Here is a 21516-nt window from a genome sequence, read left to right on the forward strand (position 1 = left end):
GGGGAACCCAGATCTCGAGGTCCTGCCTATGCCCCACCGCGCCAAGCTCACAGTCGGCTCCTATAATATCCACAAGGGCGTTGGCAGCGATTACCGGCGCGATCCACGCCGAACGATTTCGGTGATCCGTGAGTTGGCTGCTGATATCGTCGCCCTGCAAGAGGTCGACCGGCGTTTTGGCGATCGGCGCGGCGTGTTGGACCTGCAGGCGTTGAATGACGCAACCGGCCTCTCACCGATCCCGCTGTCCGACCGTTTGGCCGAGCTGGCGCATGGCTGGCACGGCAATCTGATCCTGTTTCGCAACGCCCAGTTTGAAAGCGCGCATGTCATCTCCCTGCCGGGTCTGGAACCGCGTGGCGCGATTGTCGCCAATCTGACCTATCGCGGGCACCGGTTGCGGGTGATTGCCGCGCATCTCGGGTTGCTGAAGGGCTCGCGCAAAACCCAGTCACAGCGGTTGGCCGAGGAAATCGGTGACGACAGCGCAACGGTGATGATGGGGGATCTGAACGAATGGCGGCAAGGGGAAGGATGCTCGCTGACGGCGCTCAAAGCCGGGCTCAAGGCCGAAGAGAACGCCCAGACCGTGCCCAGCTTTCCCGCCCGGCGCCCCACCTTGTCGCTGGATCGCATCATCGGCTGCACGGCGGCGCAGATCACGAACCTTCGACCTCACGACACACCGCTGTCACGCCTTGCCTCTGATCACTTGCCGATCCGAGCGGACATCAGGCTCGGATCATGATGGCGTGGCTCCTGTGGGGCTTGCTGGGGCTGATCGTGGTTCCGGTGATCTTGGGGGCGGTGATCTGGTCGACAGGGCGCTATGTCTGGCGCAAGGAAGGCACGCCTTCCTACATTATCCCGCCGGGGCAGGGCACCGCGCTCGATGACCTGCTGGCGCCCATCGAGGCGCAGCACCCCGGGAAAACCGGTGTTACGCTGGTCGATGACCCCGCCGAGGCGCTTGGTCTGCGGTTGGCGATGGCGCAATTGGCCGGGCGCAGCCTCGATCTGCTGTATTACATCTGGCACGATGACCTCAGCGGGCGGCTCTTGGCAAAGGCCGTGCTCGAGGCCGCCGACCGGGGGGTGCGCGTGCGGATGCTGTTGGATGACGTGAACGCCCTCAATCGAGACCCGGTCTATCGCGCGCTGGATCGACACCCCAGAATCGATGTGCGCCTGTTCAACCCGATCCGCAACCGGGACCGCGGGTTTCGGCGGGGACTCGAGATCTTGCTCAGCATCCTGCCCTATAATCGGCGTATGCATGGCAAGCTCTGGATCACCGACGGGCGGCTGGCCCTGACCGGCGGGCGCAACATCGGCGATGAGTATTTCGGCCTGCTGGAGGGGCCGGGGCATGATTTTGACGACCTCGACACGTTGCTGTCCGGCCGTATCGTGCGAGACGCCGAAGCCCATTTCGACGACTTCTGGAATTCCGGCCTCGCCTTGCCCATCGGCACGCTATGGCCCGGAAAACGCAAACGTCTGCGCCGGTTTCGCACGCGCCTGGTCCGATTTCTGAACAAGCCGCTGTCGAGGAAGCGCCTGTCCGGTGCGGTGCGGCACACCGCCGAAGATGCCGCCGCCGCGCTGCGTCTCCCGGATCTGCATTGGGTGAGCCAGATCACCTTTCTCGGCGACCCCCCGGAAAAGACCTTGGCCAAAGAGCGCGACGGCTGGTTGCCCGCGGCCCTGCTGCCCTTGTTGCAAAATGCCCAGCACAGCGTGCGGATCATGACGCCCTATCTCGTGCCCGGTCGACAAGGTGCGGCGCAGCTTCTGGCCCTGACCGGCGCGGGGGTTCGCGTCGAGATCATCACCAATGGCCTGGCCCAGTCGGACAATGTTCTGGTGCATGGCGCCTATCGCTGGTATCGGACCCGGCTCCTGACGGGGGGCATCAAGATCTTCGAGGTCGCCTCCCGGACCGCACCGCGCCACATGCTGCACAGCAAGGCGTTCCTGGTCGATGACAAGGCCGGCTTTGTCGGCTCGTTCAATTTTGACATGCGCTCGGCGTTCATCAACACCGAATTGGGCGTGATGTTTGACGATCCCCATCTGGTCGCCGAACTGGGCGCTTTGTTTGACACCAGCATCACGCCGGAAAACGCCTATCGGGTGGCGATGCAAGGGCGCTTGCCGGCCTGGTCCCGGGGCGACGGTCCGGTGACACATCTTGAGCCCGATACCAATATGGCCAAGCGGGTGATTTCCTTCACCGTCGGACACCTGCCAATCCATCGGTTTCTCTGAGCGCCGCCGTTCAGCGCCAGACCGCGCCGTCGTCCTGCGGTGCCGGACCAAACGCGCGCGTGGTGTCGGGCACCACCGCCAAAGCCGCTGCCAACTGCTGACGATAGGCCGCGCGCGAAATCTCCACCCCGCCAAGACTGGCCAGATGCGGCGTCACATATTGCGTGTCCATCAGGCGAAACCCGCCCGCCTTGAGCCGCGCCACCAGCTCGGCCAGTGCCATCTTGGATCCATCGGTGACCCGCGACACCATGCTCTCGGCGAAAAACGCGCCACCAAGCGCCAAGCCGTAAACGCCGCCCGCAAAGGCGCCATCCGGGGACCAGACCTCGACCGAATGCGCAAGCCCCAAGACATGCAGCGCCTTGAAAACCGCGGCAATTTCCGCGTTGATCCAGGTGTCTTCCCGGTCGGCGCAAGCCGCAATGACCGTCGAAAAGGCCTGGTCGCAACTGAACCGATACCCCCCGCGCCGCCGGGTCCGCACGAGCGAGCGCGCGACATGAAATCCGTCCAACGGCATCACGCCTCGATGGCGCGGCTCGAACCAATGGATCTGATCGCTCTGCGCGGTTTCCGCCATCGGGAACACGCCGCCCGCATAGGCTTTGACAATCAGATCAGGCGTCAACCGCATCTCGGCCCATCTTTGTTCTTGAAATATCCTCAGGGGGTGAAGGCCCAGGCCTGAGGGGGCTGAAAGCCCCCTTCTTGTCGCCCGTTCTCAGCCCAGCTTCTCGGCCAGGAATTTTTCGAGCCAATGGATGTTGTAATTGCCCGACTGCACATCCGGATCGTCGAGAAGCTCGAAAAACAGTGGCAAGGTCGTGTCGATCCCGTCAATGATCAACTCGCCCAACGCCCGGCGCAGCCGCGCCAAAGCCTCGGGCCGGTCGCGTCCATGCACGATCAGCTTGCCGATCAGGCTGTCGTAATAGGGCGGGATCTTGTAGCCGCCATACAACGCCGAATCCATCCGCACACCCAGCCCGCCGGGGGCGTGGAACGTGTTGACCTTGCCGGGGCAGGGCGTGAAATTCGGCAGCTTTTCGGCGTTGATCCGCACCTCGATGGCGTGACCGTTGACCTGCAATTCGTCCTGCGTGAACGACAGTGGCATTCCCTGCGCCACGCGGATCTGCTCGCGCACCAGATCGACGCCAAAAATCGCCTCGGTGACCGGGTGCTCGACCTGCAAACGGGTGTTCATCTCGATGAAATAGAACTCGCCATCCTCGAACAGGAACTCGATGGTGCCGGCACCCGAATAGCCCATCTTGGCAATCGCATTGGCACAGATGCCGCCGATATGGGCGCGCATTTCAGGCGTGATGCTGGGGCCGGGGGCCTCCTCGAACACCTTTTGGTGACGCCGTTGCAGCGAACAATCCCGCTCGCCCAGATGCACCGCGTTGCCCTTGCCGTCGCCGAACACCTGCACCTCGATATGGCGCGGTTTCTGCAGATATTTCTCGATATAGACTTCGTCATTGCCGAACGCGGCCTTGGATTCCGAACGCGCCGTGCGAAAGGCGTTTTCCAGCTCGGCTGCGGATTTCGCAACCTTCATGCCGCGCCCGCCGCCGCCCGCCGTGGCCTTGATGATGACCGGATAGCCCATACCCTCGGCGACGGACTTTGCCGTCTCGAAGTCCGGCACGCCACCTTCAGAGCCCGGCACAACCGGAATGCCCAGTTCTTTCGCCGTCACTTTGGCGGTGATCTTGTCGCCCATCATGCGGATATGTTCCGCGCTGGGTCCGATGAAGGTCAGGTCGTGATCCTCGAGCATCTGCACGAAAGCCGCGTTTTCCGACAGGAATCCATAGCCCGGATGGATCGCCTGCGCCCCGGTGATCTCGCAGGCCGAGATGATCGCCGGCATCGACAGATAGCTGTCGGTGGACGAGGCCGGGCCAATGCAGATGGCTTCGTCGGCCATGCGCACATGCATCGCATCACTGTCGGCGGTGGAGTGCACCGCGACCGAGCGGATGCCCATTTCACGACAGGCGCGGATCACCCTGAGGGCAATCTCGCCACGGTTGGCAATGAGGATCTTTTCGAACATGCGCTGGCCTTATTCGATGATCATCAGGGGCGCGCCGTATTCGACGGGGGTGCCGTCGGCGACAAGAATGCGCTTGATGGTGCCCGAGGCGGGTGCCGGGATCTGGTTCATGGTTTTCATCGCCTCGATGATCAGCACGGTCTGCCCGGCGGTCACCGCCTGGCCAATGGCGACAAAGGGTGCGGCACCGGGTTCGGGTGACAGATAGGCGGTGCCAACCATCGGCGAGGCCACGGCACCGGGATGCTCGGCGGGGTCCGCGCTGATCAGGGCCGGGGCGGCGGTGACCGGGGCGCTGGCCTGTGGGGCCACAGGGGCCGCCTGCGGGGCCGCCGCCGGCGCGGCAACCATTTGGGTTTGCTTGGAAACCTTGACGTTCAGCGCGTCGTTTTCGCCGTATTCGCGTTTCACCGAAATCTCGGTCAGATCATTGCTGTTGAGAAGCTCGGCCAAGGCCTGAATGAAGGCAACATCCGCCGTGGTATGATCTTTGCTCATGGACTTCCTCGTCGCGTTATGGGCCAGCCGGGGTCGGCATGCGCCCCGCAATTTTCTGGGGTGTTATACGGTACGCATGGACCTGTGAAAAGTGCCATTCGGCCCGCCGTTCGACGCTATCCAGGCAACAGGTGTCGCTTGCACGCGCTTGGCGGGCATGGTGTAACACGGGGCAACCGGAGGCAAGTCATGGTCCGATCCGCGCTCTCGGGGACGCGAATCCGCGCTTTGCGCACAGCGCGACGGCTGGGTCAGGCCGATCTTGCGCGTATGGCCGGGATTTCGCCGTCCTATCTCAACCTGATCGAGCACAATCGCCGTCGGGCGCGCCCGCAGGTGCTCGAGGCGATCGCGGGGGCATTGCAGATCCCGCTGGAGAGTCTCGATGAGCACAGCGGCGACGCGCAGATCGACGCGCTGCGGGCCGCCGCCACGCGTGCCAGTCAGGGTTTCGAGCCGGAACTGGACCGCGCCGAAGAATTCCTGGGGCGGTTCCCCGGTTGGGCGGCGTTGGTGACGCAAATCCACGCCCATACCGAGGGCCAGGATCGCGTCATCGAGCGTCTGTCTGATCGCATGGCGCATGACCCCAATCTGTCGACGTCACTGCACGAGATCGTCTCGGCGGTCACCTCGGTGCAATCCACCGCCGCCATTCTGGCCGAATCCGAGGATCTGGAGCCCGAGTGGCGCGCCCGGTTTCATGCCAATATCCACGCGGATTCCGTGCGCCTGGCTCATGCCGCCGAGGCATTGGTCGCCTTTCTCGATACTTCCAGCGAGGAAACCGGCCTTGCTGCGCCGCAAGAAGAGATGGAAAGCTGGCTGGCGCGGCAGGAATTCCACATTGACGCGCTGGAACAGACCGCCGCCGCCGATTGGGCGCGTCTCTGCGCCGGACAGGTCGAACTTGCCTCGGCCTCGTCGCGGGAACTGGCCGAGGCGTGGCTCAAGACGGCCCATGCCGATGCGCAGGCGTTGCCGCTCGACCGTTTGGCGCCTGTGCTGGTGGCAATGTTCAGCGGCGGCAAGGACTTTGCGCCCGAGGGGCTGGCGCGCGAATTCGGCGTTGGTCTGGCGCAGGTGTTCCGCAGGCTGGCAATCTTGCCGGTTTTGCAAGGCGTGCCCCGGTTCGGGCTTGCGGTCTGCGACGGCTCGGGAACCCTGGTGTTTCGCCGCCCCGTCGAGGGCTTCGCGTTGCCCCGGTTCGGTGGGGCCTGTCCGCTCTGGCCGCTCTATCAGGCGATGGTGCAACCCGACCGGCCCATACGCGCGGTGATCGAATTCGCCGGGCGCCCCACCATGCGCTTCGTGGCCCACGCCATTTGCTCGGCGCGTGATCCGATGCGCTACGATCCGCCTTTTGTCTGGGAATCGAGCATGTTGATCACCCCGGCCACTGGCGGTGATGCCGGCGTCCGAGAAATCCGGAACCGCGCCGCTGGAGGTTGGAAGCAGCTGCCGCATCTGCCCGCGAACCGTCTGCCCGGCGCGACGCGAGCCCTCGATCGTGATCGGCTGACCGGTTTGCGCAGCGGCTTTTGTTTTTCAAGCGAGCCTTTGACACACCTGTGAATTGCCGCAATACTCACCGTTGAAAGCGCGGCTATCGGTGGCCTTTCCGCCCGCTGGAGGACGTCAATGGCAAACGATGACTTGCATAGGCCAGGTGCTGCACCGGTCGCGCCCGGTGCGCGTCTGGGGGCAGGGCGGGCGGTTTTGGTGGTCGAGGACGAACCCAACATCGGCGAGGCCATCCGCTTTATCCTGCGCCGCGACGGATGGGATGTGACGGTTCTCGAGTCCGGCGAAAACATCAAAGCAACGATTGCCGCCCTGCAACCGGCGGTGATGATCCTCGATGTCATGCTGCCCGACCAAAGCGGCTTTGATATCCTGCGCGCCTTGCGCGCCGCGCCGCCGACCAAAAACCTGCCGGTGATCCTGCTGACGGCCAAAGGCCAGAGCGCCTCGCGCGATCTGGCGATGGAATGCGGCGCGTCGGCCTTCATGGCCAAGCCGTTTGCCAATCGCGACTTGTTGGATGCGGTCCGCAATCTGGTAATGGGGTAACGCATGGAGCGCCGCCGCACCCCGCTGTATCTGGAACGCGAAACCTATCGCCGCCGTCGCATCATGGATGCCGCGCGGGTCTTGCCGGTTCTGGGGTTTGTCCTGATCTTGCTGCCGGTCCTGTGGACGCAGGGCGGGCAGATGGGCACGGCGGCGAGGCGGTCTATATCTTCATTCTCTGGTTCGTGCTGATCCTCAGTGCCGCCCTGCTGTCGCGCCCCTTGCACGCCTCGTTGAACCGCGAGATGCCCCGCCAATCCAGTGGCACGAAACCTGACCCCGGCGCGCCCGAATGACGCTGAATATCCTGATCCCGGCGGCGCTGGGGTATGTGGTCTTTCTGTTCGGCATCGCCTCGCTGGCCGAGCACCGCGCCGAGACCCTGCGCGCCGCCGGGCGGCGTCCACGGTTTCTGCGTTCGCCGCTGATCTACACGCTGTCGCTGTCGGTGTATTGCACCGCCTGGACCTTTTACGGTGCGGTCGGCTACGCGGCGCGCTCGGGGTTGGAGTTTGTCACCATTTACATTGGTCCGACGCTGGTTTTCGTTGGCTGGTGGTGGTTCTTGCGCAAGCTGGTGCGGATCGGCAAGGCGCAGCGCGTGACCTCGATTGCCGACCTGATCTCGGCGCGTTACGGCAAGTCGAACATGATCGGCGTCATCGTGACCCTCCTGGCCGTCGCCGCCACGACCCCCTATATCGCGCTGCAATTGCAATCCATTGCCCTGGCATTCGGGGCTTTCGCGGTGGATGAAATCACTGGCGCCGCAACAGTTGGCGCTGTGGGTGGCCGTGGGCCTGGCGCTGTTCACCATCCTGTTTGGCACGCGAACCCTTGACGCCAACGAGCAGCACCACGGCGTCGTCACCGCCATCGCCGTCGAGGCCGTTGTCAAACTCGTGGCGCTGCTGGCGGTTGGCATCTGGGTTGTCTGGGGGCTGATGGATGGTCCGATGGATGTGATGGAGCGCATCACGCTGGCGGATCGCCCGGAATGGAATGTGCAACCGGGCCGCTGGATGGGGCTGACCTTTCTGGCGGCGGTGGCGATCATCACCTTGCCGCGCATGTTTCAGGTGATGGTGGTCGAAAACTCCGATGAGCGGCAGTTGAGCACCGCGTCCTGGGCCTTTCCGCTCTATCTCATGGCGATGAGCCTCTTTGTGCTGCCGATTGCCGTCGCCGGAATGGAGTTCCTGCCGGCCAATACGAACCCTGACCTGTTCGTGCTCAACCTGCCGTTGGCCCTGGGGCAGGACGGATTGGCGATGCTGACGTTTCTGGGCGGGTTTTCGGCGGCGACCTCGATGGTGATCATCGCGTCACTGGCGCTGGCGACGATGGTATCGAACCATATTGTCGTCCCGCTCTGGCTTCGAGGGCACCGGCACGCGACCGGCTCGGCACGCGAGGTCAGCGATATGCGCGGGCTTGTGCTGAATGCGCGGCGCGTGTCGATCGTGGGCATTCTGGCGCTCGGCTATCTGTATTTCGCGGTGTCGGGCGGCTCGCGGGCGCTGGCGGCGATTGGCTTGATCTCGTTCGCCGGTATGGCGCAGGTCTTGCCCGCCCTGGTCGGCGCGCTGTACTGGCGCGGCGCCAGCCGGATCGGGGCGGCGGCGGGGTTGACGGTCGGGGCCTTGGCATGGCTTTACACGCTGTTCTTGCCATCCTTCGGGCCGGGTGTCGTGCTGGGCGCTGACCTGATGGAGTTTGGCCCCTTCGGGCTGGCGTTGTTGCGGCCGCATTCGCTGTTTGGCGTGGTCGGGCTCGATCCGTTGCTGCACGCGCTGTTCTGGTCGCTTTCGCTCAATGCGATGGTGTTCATCGCGGGCTCCCTGCTCAGTTTTCCGCACCCCGTCGAGCGGGTGCAATCGGCGCAATTCGTCAATGCCTTTGACCATGATCGCAGCGAGGATTCCTCGGGCACGCGCGGCTGGGCGCTGGAAGCCTCGGAAAACGATGCCGAAGACCTGCTGGCGATGTCACAGCGCACGCTTGGCCCCGTCGAGGCGCAGCTGTTCTTCGAGCGTGAGGCGCATGGGCAAGGCCGCGACGGCTTCCTGCCCGACCCGACACCGGATTTTCTGGACCGGCTTGAACGCGAGTTGGCCGGGTCGGTCGGCGCGGCCACGGCGCATGCGATGATTATCCAGATCGTCGGGGGCCGGTTGGTGACGGTGGATGACCTGATGGCCGTGGCCTCGGAAACCGCGCAGATCATGGAACATTCCGCGCAGCTCGAGGCCAAATCCGAGGAACTGGCCCGCACCGCCCGCCAGTTGCGCGATGCCAACGAGATGCTGCAAAAGCTCTCGGTGCAAAAAGACAGTTTCCTGAGCCAGATCAGCCATGAATTGCGCACGCCGATGACCTCGATCCGGGCGTTTTCCGAAATCCTGATGGATGACGAGGTGACGAGCGACGAACAGGTCCGTTACGCCCGCATCATCCACGACGAAAGCATCCGGCTGACCCGGTTGCTCGATGATCTGCTCGATCTCAGCGTGCTGGAGAATGGTCAGGTCAATCTCGATATTCAGCCCGGCAATCTGGCCGATCTGATCGACCGGGCGTTGCTGGCCTCGAACTCGGTGCTGCCCGAGCGCGTTTTCCAGATCCATCGGCGGGGGCTGGACAACCCCATCGCGCTGAACACCGATATCGGACGGCTGACGCAGGTGTTCATCAACATCCTGACCAATTCCCGCAAATACTGCGACGCGACTGCGCCGGAAATGCGCATTTCCGTGCGGCGCAGGGCCGGGCGCGTGACGGTGGATTTCATCGACAACGGCTCGGGCATTCCCAAGAAAAGCCAGGCGCTGATCTTCGAGAAATTTGCCCGCCTCACCGACACCCATCAGGCGGGCGGTGCCGGGTTGGGCCTGGCGATCTGCCGCGAGATCATGCACAATCTGGGCGGCGACATCGCCTATGTCCCCGGTCAGGGCGGCGCGGCGTTCCGGGTTACCTTTCCGGCGGATCTGTCGCCAAAGCTGCCCGATGTCGGCAAGCCCGCGCGGTGATCAGGGCTTTGGTGATCAGGGCTTTTTCGTATTGAATTGCAACGCATATAGGGCGGCATAACTGCCGCCTTTGGCCAACAAGGAATCATGCGTGCCCTGCTCGATGACGCGGCCTGCCTCCATGACGATGATCTTGTCGGCATTGCGCACCGTCGCCAGCCGATGCGCGATCACCAGCGTCGTGCGCCCCTCGCTCAGCGTGTCCAGCGCCGCCTGGATCAGCGCCTCGGATCGGGCATCCAGCGCCGAGGTGGCCTCGTCGAGCAACAGGATCGGCGATTGCCGCAGCAGCGCGCGGGCGATCGCCACACGCTGACGCTGACCACCCGACAGGGCCGATCCGCGCGGCCCGACGCGGGTTTCCAGACCGTCCGGCAGTTGTGGCAGGAACTCATCGACATGCGCCGCCGTGATCGCCGCTTGCAACCGCGCGTCGCTGACCGAGTCGTCACCCATCAGGATATTGTCGCGCAGTGTCTCGTCAAACAATGCGCTGTCTTGCGCGACCACCGAAAACAGCCGCCGCAACCCGGCCAGATCCATCTGGCGCACATCCTGCCCACCCACCAGAACCCGCCCTTCCTGCGGGTCGGCCAGCCGGGTCAGCAGCGTGAACACCGTGGTTTTCCCGGCCCCCGACGGCCCCACCAGCGCCGTTGTCTTGCCCGCTTCGGCCACCAGCGACAGTGCGTTCAACACCGGGTCCTGATCATAGGCAAAGGTCACCGCGTCAAAGCGCAGATCCTCGTGGCCGGGTTCTGGCAGCGGCGCCAACACGCCGGTCGGCTGCGTGATCTTCGGCTGCACCTTGAGCAACCGGTCAATGCGCTCGACACTGGCCAGCACGGTTTGCCAGGTGCCGCTCAGGGTGCCGAGTTTGCGCAGCGGGTCGAACAAGAACGCCAGCGCCGCGAAAAACGTCATGAACTCGCCAACCGTGCGCTCTCCGGCGATGATCTGCCGCCCGGCGAACACCAGCACCAGACCAAAGCCCAGCGCCGCGACAAGATCGGACATCGACCCCATCGAGGCTTGCCCCGCCACGGTGCGCACCCGCGCCTTGAGGAACCGGTTGAGCACCTCACGCAGACGCAGGCTTTCGCGCGCTTCAAGCCCGGTCCTCTGGATCGTGACAACGCCGTGAAAGACCTCATCCAACCGCGTCGAGGCCCCCGCCGACGCGTCGCGCGCCCGGATACCGATGCGGCGCACAACGCGTTGAATGATCGCCGCCGGCAGCACCAGCAACGGCACCCCGACCAGCGCCACCAGCGTCCATTGCACATCGGTGTAAAGCGCCACACTGACCAGCGCGATAATCGAGACCCCGTCGCGCGCGACCCCCGGAATGATCCGTTCAAAGATCGCTGACAGCTCCTGCGTGTCGCCGCGAATCCGGTCGATGAGATGGCCGGGCGGGTGCTCGTGATGAAACGACTGATCCAGCGTCATCAGGTGCTTGGTCAGGTCCAGTTGAATCTGCGTCATCACCTTGTTCGACACATAGGCCGTCAAGGTCCGATACAGCAATGTCGAGACGCTGCGCACGACAAAGGTTCCCGAGATCGCAAAAGCCACGAACAGCACCATGTCGGACCGCCCGGCAACCAGCACGTCGTCGAACATCGGCTTGAGCAAGGCGCTCACCGCGCCGGTCATCGCGCCATCAACCGCCATCAGCAGCATCGCCAGCAAGATCGTCGGCATCCACTGCCGCAAATAGGTCTGCCACAGCCAACGCCGCAAAACGCGATCCTTGGCGCGGGACTGTGGCGCAGTCTCGGGTGGCATTTGGTCCTGGGTCATGCGGCCTCTGCGGCTGGATAGGGTTTCATGGCTATACCGCGCAGCGCGGCGAAGGGAAATGGGCCGTGTACCCCGGCGCGTTCGTGCGGGGCGCAGGTCAACGTCGGGCGCGGGCGGCATCCATCGCCGCAAGGGCTTCACGCCACGGCTCAAATACGCCAAACTCCGCCTCGACCGCAGTATCGGAGCCAGAATGACCCAAGATCAAATGATCATCTTTTCGATCCTCGCCCTCACGGTCGCGGCGTTTCTCTGGGGCAAATTCAGGCATGATATCGTGGCCTTGGCCGCGCTGATCGCCTGCGTGGCCGCCGGTGTCGTACCCTCGCCCGTGGCCTTTGCGGGGTTCGGCCACCCGGCGGTTGTCACCGTCGCGGCGGTTCTCATTCTGAGCCGTGCCCTGCAACGCACGGGGGCTGTTGATGCCTTGGCGCGCAGCGTTCTGCCGGCCAAAGCCGGGCGGCTGACGGCTGTGGCGGCGTTGATGGGGTTGGGCGCGTTCCTGTCGGCCTTCATGAACAACGTCGGCGCAATGGCGCTGTTGATGCCGCTGGCGATCCAGCTTTCGGGTCGGCTCGATCTGGCCCCGGGTCAGGTGTTGATGCCATTGGCCTTCGGAACCATCCTGGGCGGCATGACCACGCTGGTCGGCACGCCCCCCAACCTGATTGTCGCGGGCTTTCGTCCACCCGAGGCCGGAGGGGCGTTCGGTATGTTCGATTTCGCCTGGGTCGGCGTGCCGGTTGCCGCGACCGGCGTGGCCTTTGTCGCGTTGATCGGCTGGCGATTGGTGCCGGTACGGCGGCCATCGGGCGAGGACAGCTTCCAGACCGGGGCCTACCTGACCGAACTCAAGGTGCCCGAAAACAGCAAAGCCATCGGCATGACCCTGCGCGGGTTCGAGGATGCCATGGAGGGGGCCGATTTGCAGATTGTGGCGCTGGTGCGCGGCACGGTGCGTCTGAACGCACCGCATGGCGGGCGGCGGATCCAGGCCGACGATATCCTGGTGGTCGAGGGCGACGCGAAAGCCCTGACCGACACCTCTGCCAAACATGACGTGGCGCTCGAGGGGTTGGGTACGCCCGCGGCGGATGAAACCGGCGACGGCGATTTCGTGCTGCGTGAGTTCGCCGTTTTGCCCGGCTCGGCGCTGATCAATCGCAGCGCGCGCGGGTTGTTCCTGCGGTCGCGTTTTGGCGTGGCCTTGCTGGCGGTCTCGCGGGAAGGGCATCAACCGCGCGCCCGGTTGGGGACGTTGCCGTTGAAATCGGGCGACCTGATCATGCTGCGCGGCGCGCCCGAGGTGCTTGCGGAATTCGCGCGCGATATGGGCTGCGCGCCGCTGGATACCGACGAGATCTCGGTGCCGGACCGCGGCAAGGCCTGGACGGCGGCGGCGATCATGGCGGCCTCGGTCGGGCTGGCGGCGCTGGGGATCCTGCCGGCGGCGGTGGCCTTCACCTTCGGGGTGCTGGTGGTGATGATGACCCGGGTCTTGCCGCTGCGGGACGTTTATACGGCGATTGACTGGCCGGTGGTGGTGCTGCTGGCGGCGCTGATTCCGGTCGCCGGGGCGATGCAGGCGACGGGGGCGGCGGATTTGCTGGCCGGGGTGCTGGTCGGCAGCCTCGCGCAAGGCAATGCGGTGGCGGCGCTGACGGTGGTTCTGGTGGTGACGATGTTCTTGTCGGATGTGATGAATAATGCGGCGACGGCGGCGGTGATGGCGCCGATTGCGCTGGGAATCGCGGCGACTTTGGGGGTGCAGGCGGACGGGTTCTTGATGGCCGTCGCGATCGGGGCGAGCTGTGCGTTTCTGACGCCGATCGGGCACCAGAATAATACGCTGATCTTGGGACCGGGCGGGTTTCAGTTCGGGGATTATTGGAAACTGGGGCTGATTTTGGAGGTGATCATCGTGGCGATTTCAGTGCCGATGATTTTGCTGGTCTGGCCGCTGTAAAGGCGTGTGTCCCCCCGTGGGACAAAGTGGGGGACACGGGATATCAAGGGGTTAGTGTGCAGCGTTAACTTTTGGGAAAGGGTTTGGAGAGGTGGTTTGGTGCGTGCGAGCACGCACCCTACGGGGTTATTCAGGCGGCGGGGCCGGGATGAATTCCTCGCCTGCTGGGGTGTCAAGCCAGCGTTGGTATTCGGAGAGGAATGTGATCTCGGTTGCATCATCAGACCGATACTGAGGTTTCCACGTCAGCCAGTGATCTGGCGCAGGACGCAGGGCTTCGGGGAGGATCACCGAGGCGTCACCGAAACTTGCGTTGACCTGTTCCGCTGAAATTCGGACATTTGAGTAATCAACCTCTCTCAACTTGGCACCTGTCAAGGTGGCCAAGTTGAGAGAGGTTGATGCATCCATCCGCGCCAGCCAGAGGTCCGCCCCCTCCATCCGCGCCAGCCCGAGGATCGCCCCCTCCATCCGCGCCAGCCCGAGGATCGCCCCCTCCATCCGCGCCAGCGTGAGGACCGCCCCCTCCATCCGCGCCAGCCAGAGGTCCGCCCCCTCCATCCGCGCCTGCGTGAGGTCCGCCCCCTCCATCCGCGCCAGCCGGAGGATCGCCCCCTCCATCCGCGCCAGCCCGAGGTCCGCCCCCTCCATCCGCGCCAGCATGAGGTCCGCCCCCTCCATCCGCGCCAGCCCGAGGATCGCCCCCTCCATCCGCGCCTGCGTGAGGACCGCCCCCTCCATCCGCGCCTGCCGGAGGATCGCCCCCTCCATCCGCGCCTGCCTGAGGTCCGCCCCCTCCATCCGCGCCTGCCTGAGGTCCGCCCCCTCCAACCGCGTTTTTTCAGAACGGGCGGTTTGGTAGCGGCCCTTGGTCATATCTGCGCCTTGCAGGTTGGCGCCGCGCAGATCGAGGCGATAGCCGGTGTATCCCTCGATGACCTTTTTCCAAGCGGCCACTTGTTCGCGGTAGGCATCAACCTCGGCTTTCGTCATCGCCGTTTGGCTTGGTTCATCCGGTAAGGCCGGGCATTCGGTGTCAAAGACCCATGTGGTTGTCGCACTGGGCGGGTTTGGCCATGCGGCCTCGACCAGCAATTGTGCGTGGGTGCGGCGACCAATGATGGTCAGGGCTTGGGCGATATCCTCGCGCGGTGGGGTCAGGGTAGTGGCCCATTGGCGGACTTTACCCTCGGAAACATGAGCGCCGAACCGTTCGTCGCGCTTGGCGAGGTGGGCTTTGCGTTCATCATCGGTGGGATCGTCTTTGAGCGGTTCCCAGTCGCCGTATTCGTGGTTTTCGGCGCTGCTGGCGGGTGCATTCTCGCGAATATAGGCGCAGAGGATTTCCATCACCCGCACATGGTCGCGGCCTTTGTCGTGAGTGGTACTGTCTTGGGCGATGCGCTCCAGCGACAAGATCGCGCCGATGCGGACTTCGAGGTTGGGTTTGGTTTCCTCAACCCCGTCTTTCTTGACTGTTTTCTCCGCGCCCAGCATCTCGACCGCTTTGGCGATGCGGTCGGTCATGTGGCCCTCTTTTTGATAGCGCACGGTGGTGTTCTTGAGGACGGTGCTCCAGATCAGGAAGGGCGCGCCGAGGAGGGCGGCGATGAGGCCGCCGACGCCCAGGGTCACATCCATATAACCAAGGACAACCCGCCCGATGATCGCGAATGTCGCAATCAGGGCGAGGGCGAACAGCAAAAACAGCAGCACGCTGAGGAGTGGGCCTAGGGGGCGGGCGACTTTCCAGTTCGGCGCATTGTTAATGCCAAGCCATTCGAGCAAGTCTTGGGGTGGCTTGTTTTCGGGTGTCTCGGGCATTGGGATACTCGCTAACCGGGTGCGGGTACTGTGGCGCAGGTTGTGGGGGTTGGAAAGGGGTGCGTGGAACCACGCACCCTACGGGGTGGCGCTTGAGTGTGGCGTAGGGTGTGTGCTTGCACGCACCGTCCGTCCTGCGTGACGTGAGGTGCTTGTCGGGGCGGGCGCAATCGCTTAGACGGTTTGCAATCCACATTTCAAAGGTGAGCCATGCGCCTGAGCCGTTATTTCCTGCCCGTTCTCAAAGAAAACCCGTCCGAGGCGCAGATTGTCAGCCACCGGTTGATGCTGCGCGCGGGGATGATCCGTCAGCAAGCCGCGGGGATTTATTCTTGGTTGCCGCTGGGCTTCAAGGTGCTGCGGCGCATCGAGCAGATCGTGCACGAGGAGCAGGCGCGCGCCGGGCATATTCCGCTGTTGATGCCAACCTTGCAGCCCGCCGATCTGTGGCGCGAGAGCGGGCGCTATGACGATTACGGCCAGGAAATGCTGCGGATCAAGGACCGGCACGGGCGCGATATGCTCTATGGGCCGACCAACGAAGAGATGATCACCGATATTTTCCGCAGCCACGTTGGCAGTTACAAGGATCTGCCGTTGACGCTCTATCACATCCAGTGGAAGTTCCGCGACGAGGTGCGGCCTCGGTTCGGGGTGATGCGCGGGCGCGAATTCCTGATGAAGGATGGCTATACATTCGACGTGGACAAGGACAGTGCGCTGCATGCCTATAACCGGCATATGGTGGCGTATCTGCGCACCTATGAGCGGATGGGGCTGACGGCGATCCCGATGCGGGCGGATAGCGGCCCGATTGGCGGGGATGATACGCATGAATTCCTGGTGCTGGCCGAAACCGGCGAGTCTGAGGTGTTCTACGATCAGGCGGTGACCGAGTTGACGCTGGGCGACCGGGCGGTGGATTACGATGACCGCGCGGCGGTTGCGGGCGTGTGTCAGGAGTTCACCACGCTCTATGCCCGCACCGACGAGACCCATGATGCGGCCTTGTTCGACGCGGTGCCCGAGGCGCGGCGGCGGGTTGGCCGGGGCATTGAGGTCGGGCAGATCTTCTACTTTGGCACCAAGTATTCCGAGGCGATGGGCGCGACGGTGGTGACGGCCGATGGCAGCCGGGTGCCGGTGGAGATGGGCTCGCACGGGATCGGTGTGTCGCGTCTGTTGGGCGCGATCATCGAGGCCTCGCACGACGAGAAGGGCATCATCTGGCCCGAGGGCGTGACGCCGTTCCATGCCGGGATCGTCAACCTCAAGCAGGGCGACGCGGCGGCGGATGCGGCCTGCGAGGCGTTGTACACGGCGCTGGCGGGCGTGGGGCTCGAGGCGCTTTATGATGACCGCGACGAACGCGCCGGGGCGAAATTCGCGACGATGGATCTGATTGGCCTGCCGTGGCGGATCACCGTGGGGCCGCGTGGTTTGGCCAAGGGCGTGGTTGAATTGACCTCGCGCCGGACGGGTGACAGCGTGGAGATGACGCCGGAGGAGGCAGTGGCGAGGCTGGTCGGGATATACGCGCCGCATCGGTAACGGGTTTGCGGGCGCTGCCATGTTTTTGGTAGGGTTGGGGGCGCTGCCACGTTTTTGGTAGGGTTGGGGGCGCTGCCACGTTTTTGGTAGGGTTGGGGGCGCTGCCCCCGGCCTGCGGCCTCCCCCGGGATATTTTGGGAACAAAGAGCGGGGTCGGGGGTGCTCGGCCGCGAAGGTTGTGATCAGGTCTGGAAGGTCTGGAAGGGCTGGAAGGTCCGGGGGCTGGAAGGTCAGGGGGGGGCTGGGGCGTGTTCGCGTCGGTGGTCTATAGTGTTTGCGGCCGCGATGCGGGTGTTGGGGTGGTGGTCGCCGGCAGCCGTTTGAATGTTTGACAGGGCGTTCTCGCGGATGGTGTCGCACTGGCCTCAAACGCGGGTTTTCGACCGGGGTTTGACGCGCCCGCATTCACCCCATACGCCCGTCCGGCGTGTGTGGTCTCACAGGAGCTCGCGATTTCGCGGTCGCAGCGCACGCGGGTGTGGGCGCAGGTCCAGACTTCTGGCGGGCCGGTTCGGCGCATGCTATGGGGGCCGCGAAAGAGGATAAACAGGTGCGCCATGACCACAATCCCCCGCATTGATTTTCAGGCCCTGATCGCGGGTCAGCCCGACGCGGTCGAGGCCGTGCGGCGCGGGGCGATGGAGGTGGGGTTTTTGACGCTGCACAACACGCCAATCAGCGCGGCGCAGGTGCGGGCGGTTCTGGCGGCCTATGCCGGGTTCTTTGCTTTGTCGCAGGCCGAGAAATCGGCGGTGGATATGGCGCGCACCGGCGCGAACCGGGGGTGGGGCGGGCCGCGATCCGAGCAGGTCGATCCGGAGGCGAACCCCGATTACAAGGAAGTCTTTGACATCGGCTTCGAGGTTCCGGGCTCTGATCTGGCCGTTCATGCGCCGAACCTGTGGCCCAGCGCCCCCGAAGGATTTCGCGCCACGCTGGAGGCGTATTATGCGCAGGCGCGGGGGTTGGCGTTGCAGCTTTTGGGCGCGATTGCCGGGGCGATTGGCGAGGATCCAGCGTGGTTCGAGGGCGCCTTTGGCCAGCCGATGGCGCTGCTGCGGGGCAATTACTACCCGGCGCGCCCCGACTGGGCGGGCGACAGGGATTTCGGCATTGCGCCGCACACCGATTATGGCTGTCTGACGCTGCTGGCCACCGATGGCGTGCCGGGGCTGGAGGTGCAGGGCCGTGATGGCGCATGGATCGCGGTGAACGCGGTGCCCGGTGACTTCGTCATCAACTTCGGCGAGATGCTGGAACTATGGTCGGGCGGGCGGATCACGGCAACGCCGCATCGGGTGCGGGGCACATCCGACGAACGCCTCTCGGTGCCGCTGTTCTTCAACCCGGACCCGGAGACGAATGTGGCGCCGCTCGGCTCGGGCCGGGTGGTTCGCGCGGGGGATCATTTGCAACGTCGGTTCGCGGAAACCTATGTGCATTTGCAAGCGGCGCGCGGCTGAGGCGGCTCTTGTCGCGGCCGGGGGCGCGCGCTATCCGGTCCACCAGCGCGACGCGGACCCTCCGTCCGGCAAGGAGCCCCGATGCCAACCCCACTCCTGTTGATCCTGTCTGCGGCGGGCTTTGGTGCATCGACGCTGCTTCTGGGCCTGAATGTCGCGTATTTCCCGCCCTGGACCCTGGCCGCGTTGCGCGCGGCGATCGGCTTGCCGCTGCTGATCATCGTCGCCGGGTTGACCGGGCCGCAAAAGCTGCCGACATGGCATGATGTGGTGACCGTGGTGGCGGGCGGAATCTTTGTCGTGGCGATCCCGTTCGTGAGCATGGCGGCGGGGATGCAGTATATTCCCACGGGCATGGGCGGGATGCTGTATGCCACGATGCCGCTGTTCACGCTGGGGCTGGCGGCGCTGTTTCTCAAGGACGAACCGGCGACATTGGAGCAGGGGATCCGCATTGCGATTGGCATCATCGGCGTGGTGTTGATCGCCGGTCCGGGGCTGATTGCCGATGGGCTGGGGCAGGCGGGGCTGGGCACGGCGCTGACGCTGATCTCGCCGCTGAGTTATGCGGCGGGGAATGTGTGGTTCCGGCGGCGGCGCAAGATGCAGCCCTTCATGCTGAGCGCCGGGATGTTTCTGGTCGGCACGGTCGCGGTCTGGCCGCTGGCGCTGGTGATCGACGGCGCGGTGCAGGTCGAGCCGACCGGCTATCTGATCTTCATCCTGCTGGCGCTGGTGATCTTTGCCACCGTCGCGCCGAACCTGTTGAACTATGCGCTGGTGCAGCAGGCCGGAGCCAACAAGGCGGCGTTGGCGATGTTCCTGATGCCGGGATTCAGCGTGCTCTTTGGCTTTCTGTTCCGCGATGAGCGCCTGCCGTTGATCGCCTTTGGCGGCCTGGCGCTGGTGATCGCGGCCTCGGCGGCGCGGAGGCCAAAGGCGCTGCGGCGGCGCGCCATGTGAGCCGTCAGATCGCGAAAAACAGGTGGTTTCCTGCGGATCCGAGAACGCGTTGTTAACCCTTCTGGGCTCACAATAGGCGGGTATTCGAGCAAGGAGACCGCCTATGCATCCGATGAGCCCGGCTGATGAGCTGGCCATGATTCGCGCGCAACTCAATGGCCTGCGCACCCGCGAGCAGGAATTGCGCCAAGACCTGATCGCCGCGCCCGTTGAGGGGCGCGACGGGCGATGGTCGCGCGCTGATGTGGTGACCCGCACAGTGCGGGTTTTCGATCACCGCCTGTTGCCGCAAAACCTGCGGGATGACCCCTGCTACTGGCGCGAGCGCGCGGTGGTGGAGGTGCGCTGCCTGCCGATCCAGGCGCGCGGCCCGGCCCGATGGGATGCGCCGCCGACGATCAGACCTGTGCCGGACTCAGGGTCCCGGCCGGTTCACATGTAGCGCGGGCCCACCGCGCACGGGCGATGCCGTGCATGGTGTCCCGATCTGCGGCATCTTGGATCGACGAACGCCCAGAATACCTCTACAGACTGTGACCTGTCATGTAGTCCGGGGTGATCCCGGCGGGGATGGGTTTGGCCATGTGGCCAATGGCGTGGAGCGAGGGCCTGACATGCGGGTTTTGTCGAATGCGGATGTGGCGGCGTTGCTGCCGATGGATCAGGCGATCGAGACCGTCGCGCAGGTGATGCAGCGGGTTTCGCGGGGTGAGGCGCAGATGCCCTTGCGCCATGTGGTGCCGGTGGGCGGGCCGAACATGATGGGGGTCATGTCGGGCGCGCTGGATCAGCCGCCGTGTTTTGGCGTGAAGCTGGTCAGCCTGTTTCCGGGCAACCCGGCCAAGGGCTTGTCGGGGCATCGCGGCGCGGTGGTGCTGTTCGAGCCGGAAACGGGCGGCGCGGTGGCGATGATGGACGCGGGGTTGCTGACCGCGATCCGCACCGCGGCGGCCAGTGGCGTGGCGACGCGCGCGCTGGCACGGCCTGACGCACGGCGGCTGACCATCATTGGCACCGGTGAGCAGGCCGAACATCACCTGGCGGCCCTCGGCGCGGTGCGGCCCTTGGAGGCGGTGCATATCGTCGGGCGGCGCGCCGAAACGGCGGCCGCGTTCGCGGATTGCGCCAGACGGGCGTTTCCGGATCTGCGCGTCACGGCGGGCACCGATGCGCGGGCCGGGGTTGCGGGGGCGGATATCGTCTGTACGGTGACCAATGCGCCGACGCCGGTGTTGTGCGGTGACTGGTTGGAGCCGGGCCAGCATCTGAACATCGTCGGCGCGTCGGTGGCCTCGAAACGCGAGGTTGATGATGCGGTGGTTCTGCGCTCGTCGGTCTGGGTCGATTCCCGGGCCTCGGCCCTGGCGCAGGCGGGCGAGCTGGTGGATATGATCGCGGCGGGCACCCTTATGCCGGAGCAGATCGGCGCGGAAATCGGCGCGGTTCTGGAAGGTCAGGCCGAGGGGCGCCGGGATGCCGCTCAGATCACCCTTTATCGCTCGCTGGGGGTGATTGCGCAGGATTTGGCCTGTGCGCAGCATATCCTGACCCGCGCCGAGGCTGAGGGGCGGGGAACCGAGGTCGCATTTTGACCCGCAAACCCGATGCGCGCTGGGCCTTTGCGCATCACTTGCCCAAAGCCCGCCGGGGCTATCCTCTGGTCAACGCGCCGATCCCGGATTTGAGCGCGGTGATCGCGCGCCATGACGGGTTTGTCCGCGATGCGTTTGGCGTGTTGAACATGGGCGGCACGGTGATCCGCGGCGCGGGCGCGCGGATCGCCCGGCGCTGGGCGGCGGGCAAGAAACCGGTGGTGTTGACCAACGGGGCCTGACCGCCGCAGGAGCAGGCGCTGACGAAATACCACCGCCGGGGGCTCTCGTTCCTTGGCGCCGAGGCGTGGGCCGCGGCACACGGACGCTCCGGGCGGGCGCGCGGCGCGGTGTTTTGGGGCGCTGATCTCGGGGCACGGGTTTTTCGCCGGGCGCGATCCGCAGC

17 protein-coding genes and 1 pseudogene are annotated in these 21516 nt (G+C 64.8%); 13 read left to right on the top strand and 5 right to left on the bottom strand.

Annotated elements, in window-relative coordinates:
* Positions 1–28 precede the first annotated feature (28 nt).
* Both VDQ28_RS14630 and VDQ28_RS14635 read left to right on the top strand, forming a co-directional pair.
* Positions 29–748, top strand: coding sequence for an endonuclease/exonuclease/phosphatase family protein (locus tag VDQ28_RS14630; RefSeq protein WP_323036633.1), 720 nt, complete (start codon positions 29–31; stop codon positions 746–748).
* Positions 745–2271, top strand: coding sequence for a phospholipase D family protein (locus tag VDQ28_RS14635; RefSeq protein ID WP_323036634.1), 1527 nt, complete (start codon positions 745–747; stop codon positions 2269–2271). Before VDQ28_RS14630 ends, VDQ28_RS14635 begins: the two co-directional genes overlap by 4 nt.
* Positions 2272–2281: 10 nt before the next feature.
* Here the strand turns inward: VDQ28_RS14635 and aat are convergent, their stop codons facing one another.
* The 3 genes from aat to accB form a co-directional block, all read right to left on the bottom strand.
* Positions 2282–2908, bottom strand: coding sequence for a leucyl/phenylalanyl-tRNA--protein transferase (gene aat / locus VDQ28_RS14640; RefSeq protein WP_323036635.1), 627 nt, complete (start codon positions 2906–2908; stop codon positions 2282–2284).
* Between the two features lie 87 nt (positions 2909–2995).
* Positions 2996–4342, bottom strand: coding sequence for an acetyl-CoA carboxylase biotin carboxylase subunit (accC, locus tag VDQ28_RS14645; protein ID WP_323036636.1), 1347 nt, complete (start codon positions 4340–4342; stop codon positions 2996–2998).
* Between the two features lie 9 nt (positions 4343–4351).
* On the bottom strand, positions 4352–4840 hold the full coding sequence (gene accB, locus VDQ28_RS14650; RefSeq protein WP_323036637.1) for an acetyl-CoA carboxylase biotin carboxyl carrier protein: 489 nt from the start codon (positions 4838–4840) through the stop codon (positions 4352–4354).
* A 189-nt stretch (positions 4841–5029) separates the two neighbouring features.
* Between accB and VDQ28_RS14655 the strand changes: the two genes are divergently transcribed.
* The 4 genes and pseudogenes from VDQ28_RS14655 to VDQ28_RS14670 all read left to right on the top strand — a co-directional run bounded on the left by VDQ28_RS14655 (position 5030) and on the right by VDQ28_RS14670 (position 9945).
* The gene (locus VDQ28_RS14655) at positions 5030–6415 is read left to right on the top strand and encodes a helix-turn-helix domain-containing protein (protein ID WP_323036638.1); all 1386 of its coding nucleotides are present in this window, start codon (positions 5030–5032) and stop codon (positions 6413–6415) included.
* 66 nt (positions 6416–6481) lie between these two features.
* The gene (locus VDQ28_RS14660; RefSeq protein ID WP_323036639.1) at positions 6482–6913 is read left to right on the top strand and encodes a response regulator; all 432 of its coding nucleotides are present in this window, start codon (positions 6482–6484) and stop codon (positions 6911–6913) included.
* 3 nt (positions 6914–6916) lie between these two features.
* Positions 6917–7105, top strand: coding sequence for a hypothetical protein (locus VDQ28_RS14665; protein WP_323036640.1), 189 nt, complete (start codon positions 6917–6919; stop codon positions 7103–7105).
* 100 nt (positions 7106–7205) lie between these two features.
* Positions 7206–9945, top strand: a pseudogene (locus VDQ28_RS14670) (ATP-binding protein).
* A gap of 15 nt (positions 9946–9960) precedes the next feature.
* Here the strand turns inward: VDQ28_RS14670 and VDQ28_RS14675 are convergent.
* On the bottom strand, positions 9961–11751 hold the full coding sequence (locus VDQ28_RS14675; RefSeq protein WP_323036641.1) for an ABC transporter ATP-binding protein: 1791 nt from the start codon (positions 11749–11751) through the stop codon (positions 9961–9963).
* 193 nt (positions 11752–11944) lie between these two features.
* Between VDQ28_RS14675 and VDQ28_RS14680 the strand changes: the two genes are divergently transcribed.
* Positions 11945–13717 carry an SLC13 family permease gene (locus VDQ28_RS14680; RefSeq protein ID WP_323036642.1) on the top strand — a complete coding sequence of 591 codons (1773 nt, stop codon included), beginning with the start codon at positions 11945–11947 and terminating at the stop codon, positions 13715–13717.
* 126 nt (positions 13718–13843) lie between these two features.
* Here VDQ28_RS14680 and VDQ28_RS14685 read toward each other — a convergent pair whose 3' ends face one another.
* Positions 13844–15541: a pentapeptide repeat-containing protein gene (locus tag VDQ28_RS14685; protein ID WP_323036643.1), complete on the bottom strand. Its 1698-nt coding sequence runs from the start codon at positions 15539–15541 to the stop codon at positions 13844–13846.
* A gap of 210 nt (positions 15542–15751) precedes the next feature.
* Here VDQ28_RS14685 and proS point away from each other — a divergent pair, with 210 nt between their 5' ends.
* The 6 genes from proS to VDQ28_RS14715 all read left to right on the top strand — a co-directional run bounded on the left by proS (position 15752) and on the right by VDQ28_RS14715 (position 21352).
* Positions 15752–17092: a proline--tRNA ligase gene (gene proS, locus VDQ28_RS14690; RefSeq protein ID WP_323036644.1), complete on the top strand. Its 1341-nt coding sequence runs from the start codon at positions 15752–15754 to the stop codon at positions 17090–17092.
* A 557-nt stretch (positions 17093–17649) separates the two neighbouring features.
* Complete coding sequence (locus VDQ28_RS14695; protein WP_323036645.1) at positions 17650–18555, top strand: isopenicillin N synthase family dioxygenase; 906 nt, start codon at positions 17650–17652, stop codon at positions 18553–18555.
* 81 nt (positions 18556–18636) lie between these two features.
* Complete coding sequence (locus VDQ28_RS14700) at positions 18637–19518, top strand: DMT family transporter (protein WP_323036646.1); 882 nt, start codon at positions 18637–18639, stop codon at positions 19516–19518.
* 103 nt (positions 19519–19621) lie between these two features.
* Positions 19622–19960: a hypothetical protein gene (locus tag VDQ28_RS14705; RefSeq protein ID WP_323036647.1), complete on the top strand. Its 339-nt coding sequence runs from the start codon at positions 19622–19624 to the stop codon at positions 19958–19960.
* A 91-nt stretch (positions 19961–20051) separates the two neighbouring features.
* Entirely contained in the window at positions 20052–21110 is a 1059-nt protein-coding gene (locus tag VDQ28_RS14710) for an ornithine cyclodeaminase family protein (RefSeq protein ID WP_323036648.1), read from the top strand.
* Entirely contained in the window at positions 21107–21352 is a 246-nt protein-coding gene (locus VDQ28_RS14715) for a hypothetical protein (protein WP_323036649.1), read from the top strand. The genes VDQ28_RS14710 and VDQ28_RS14715 overlap by 4 nt, the downstream gene beginning before the upstream one ends.
* Positions 21353–21516 lie beyond the last annotated feature (164 nt).

It is taken from the genome of Pararhodobacter sp. (genome assembly GCF_034676545.1).
Classification (GTDB): Bacteria; Pseudomonadota; Alphaproteobacteria; order Rhodobacterales; family Rhodobacteraceae; genus Pararhodobacter.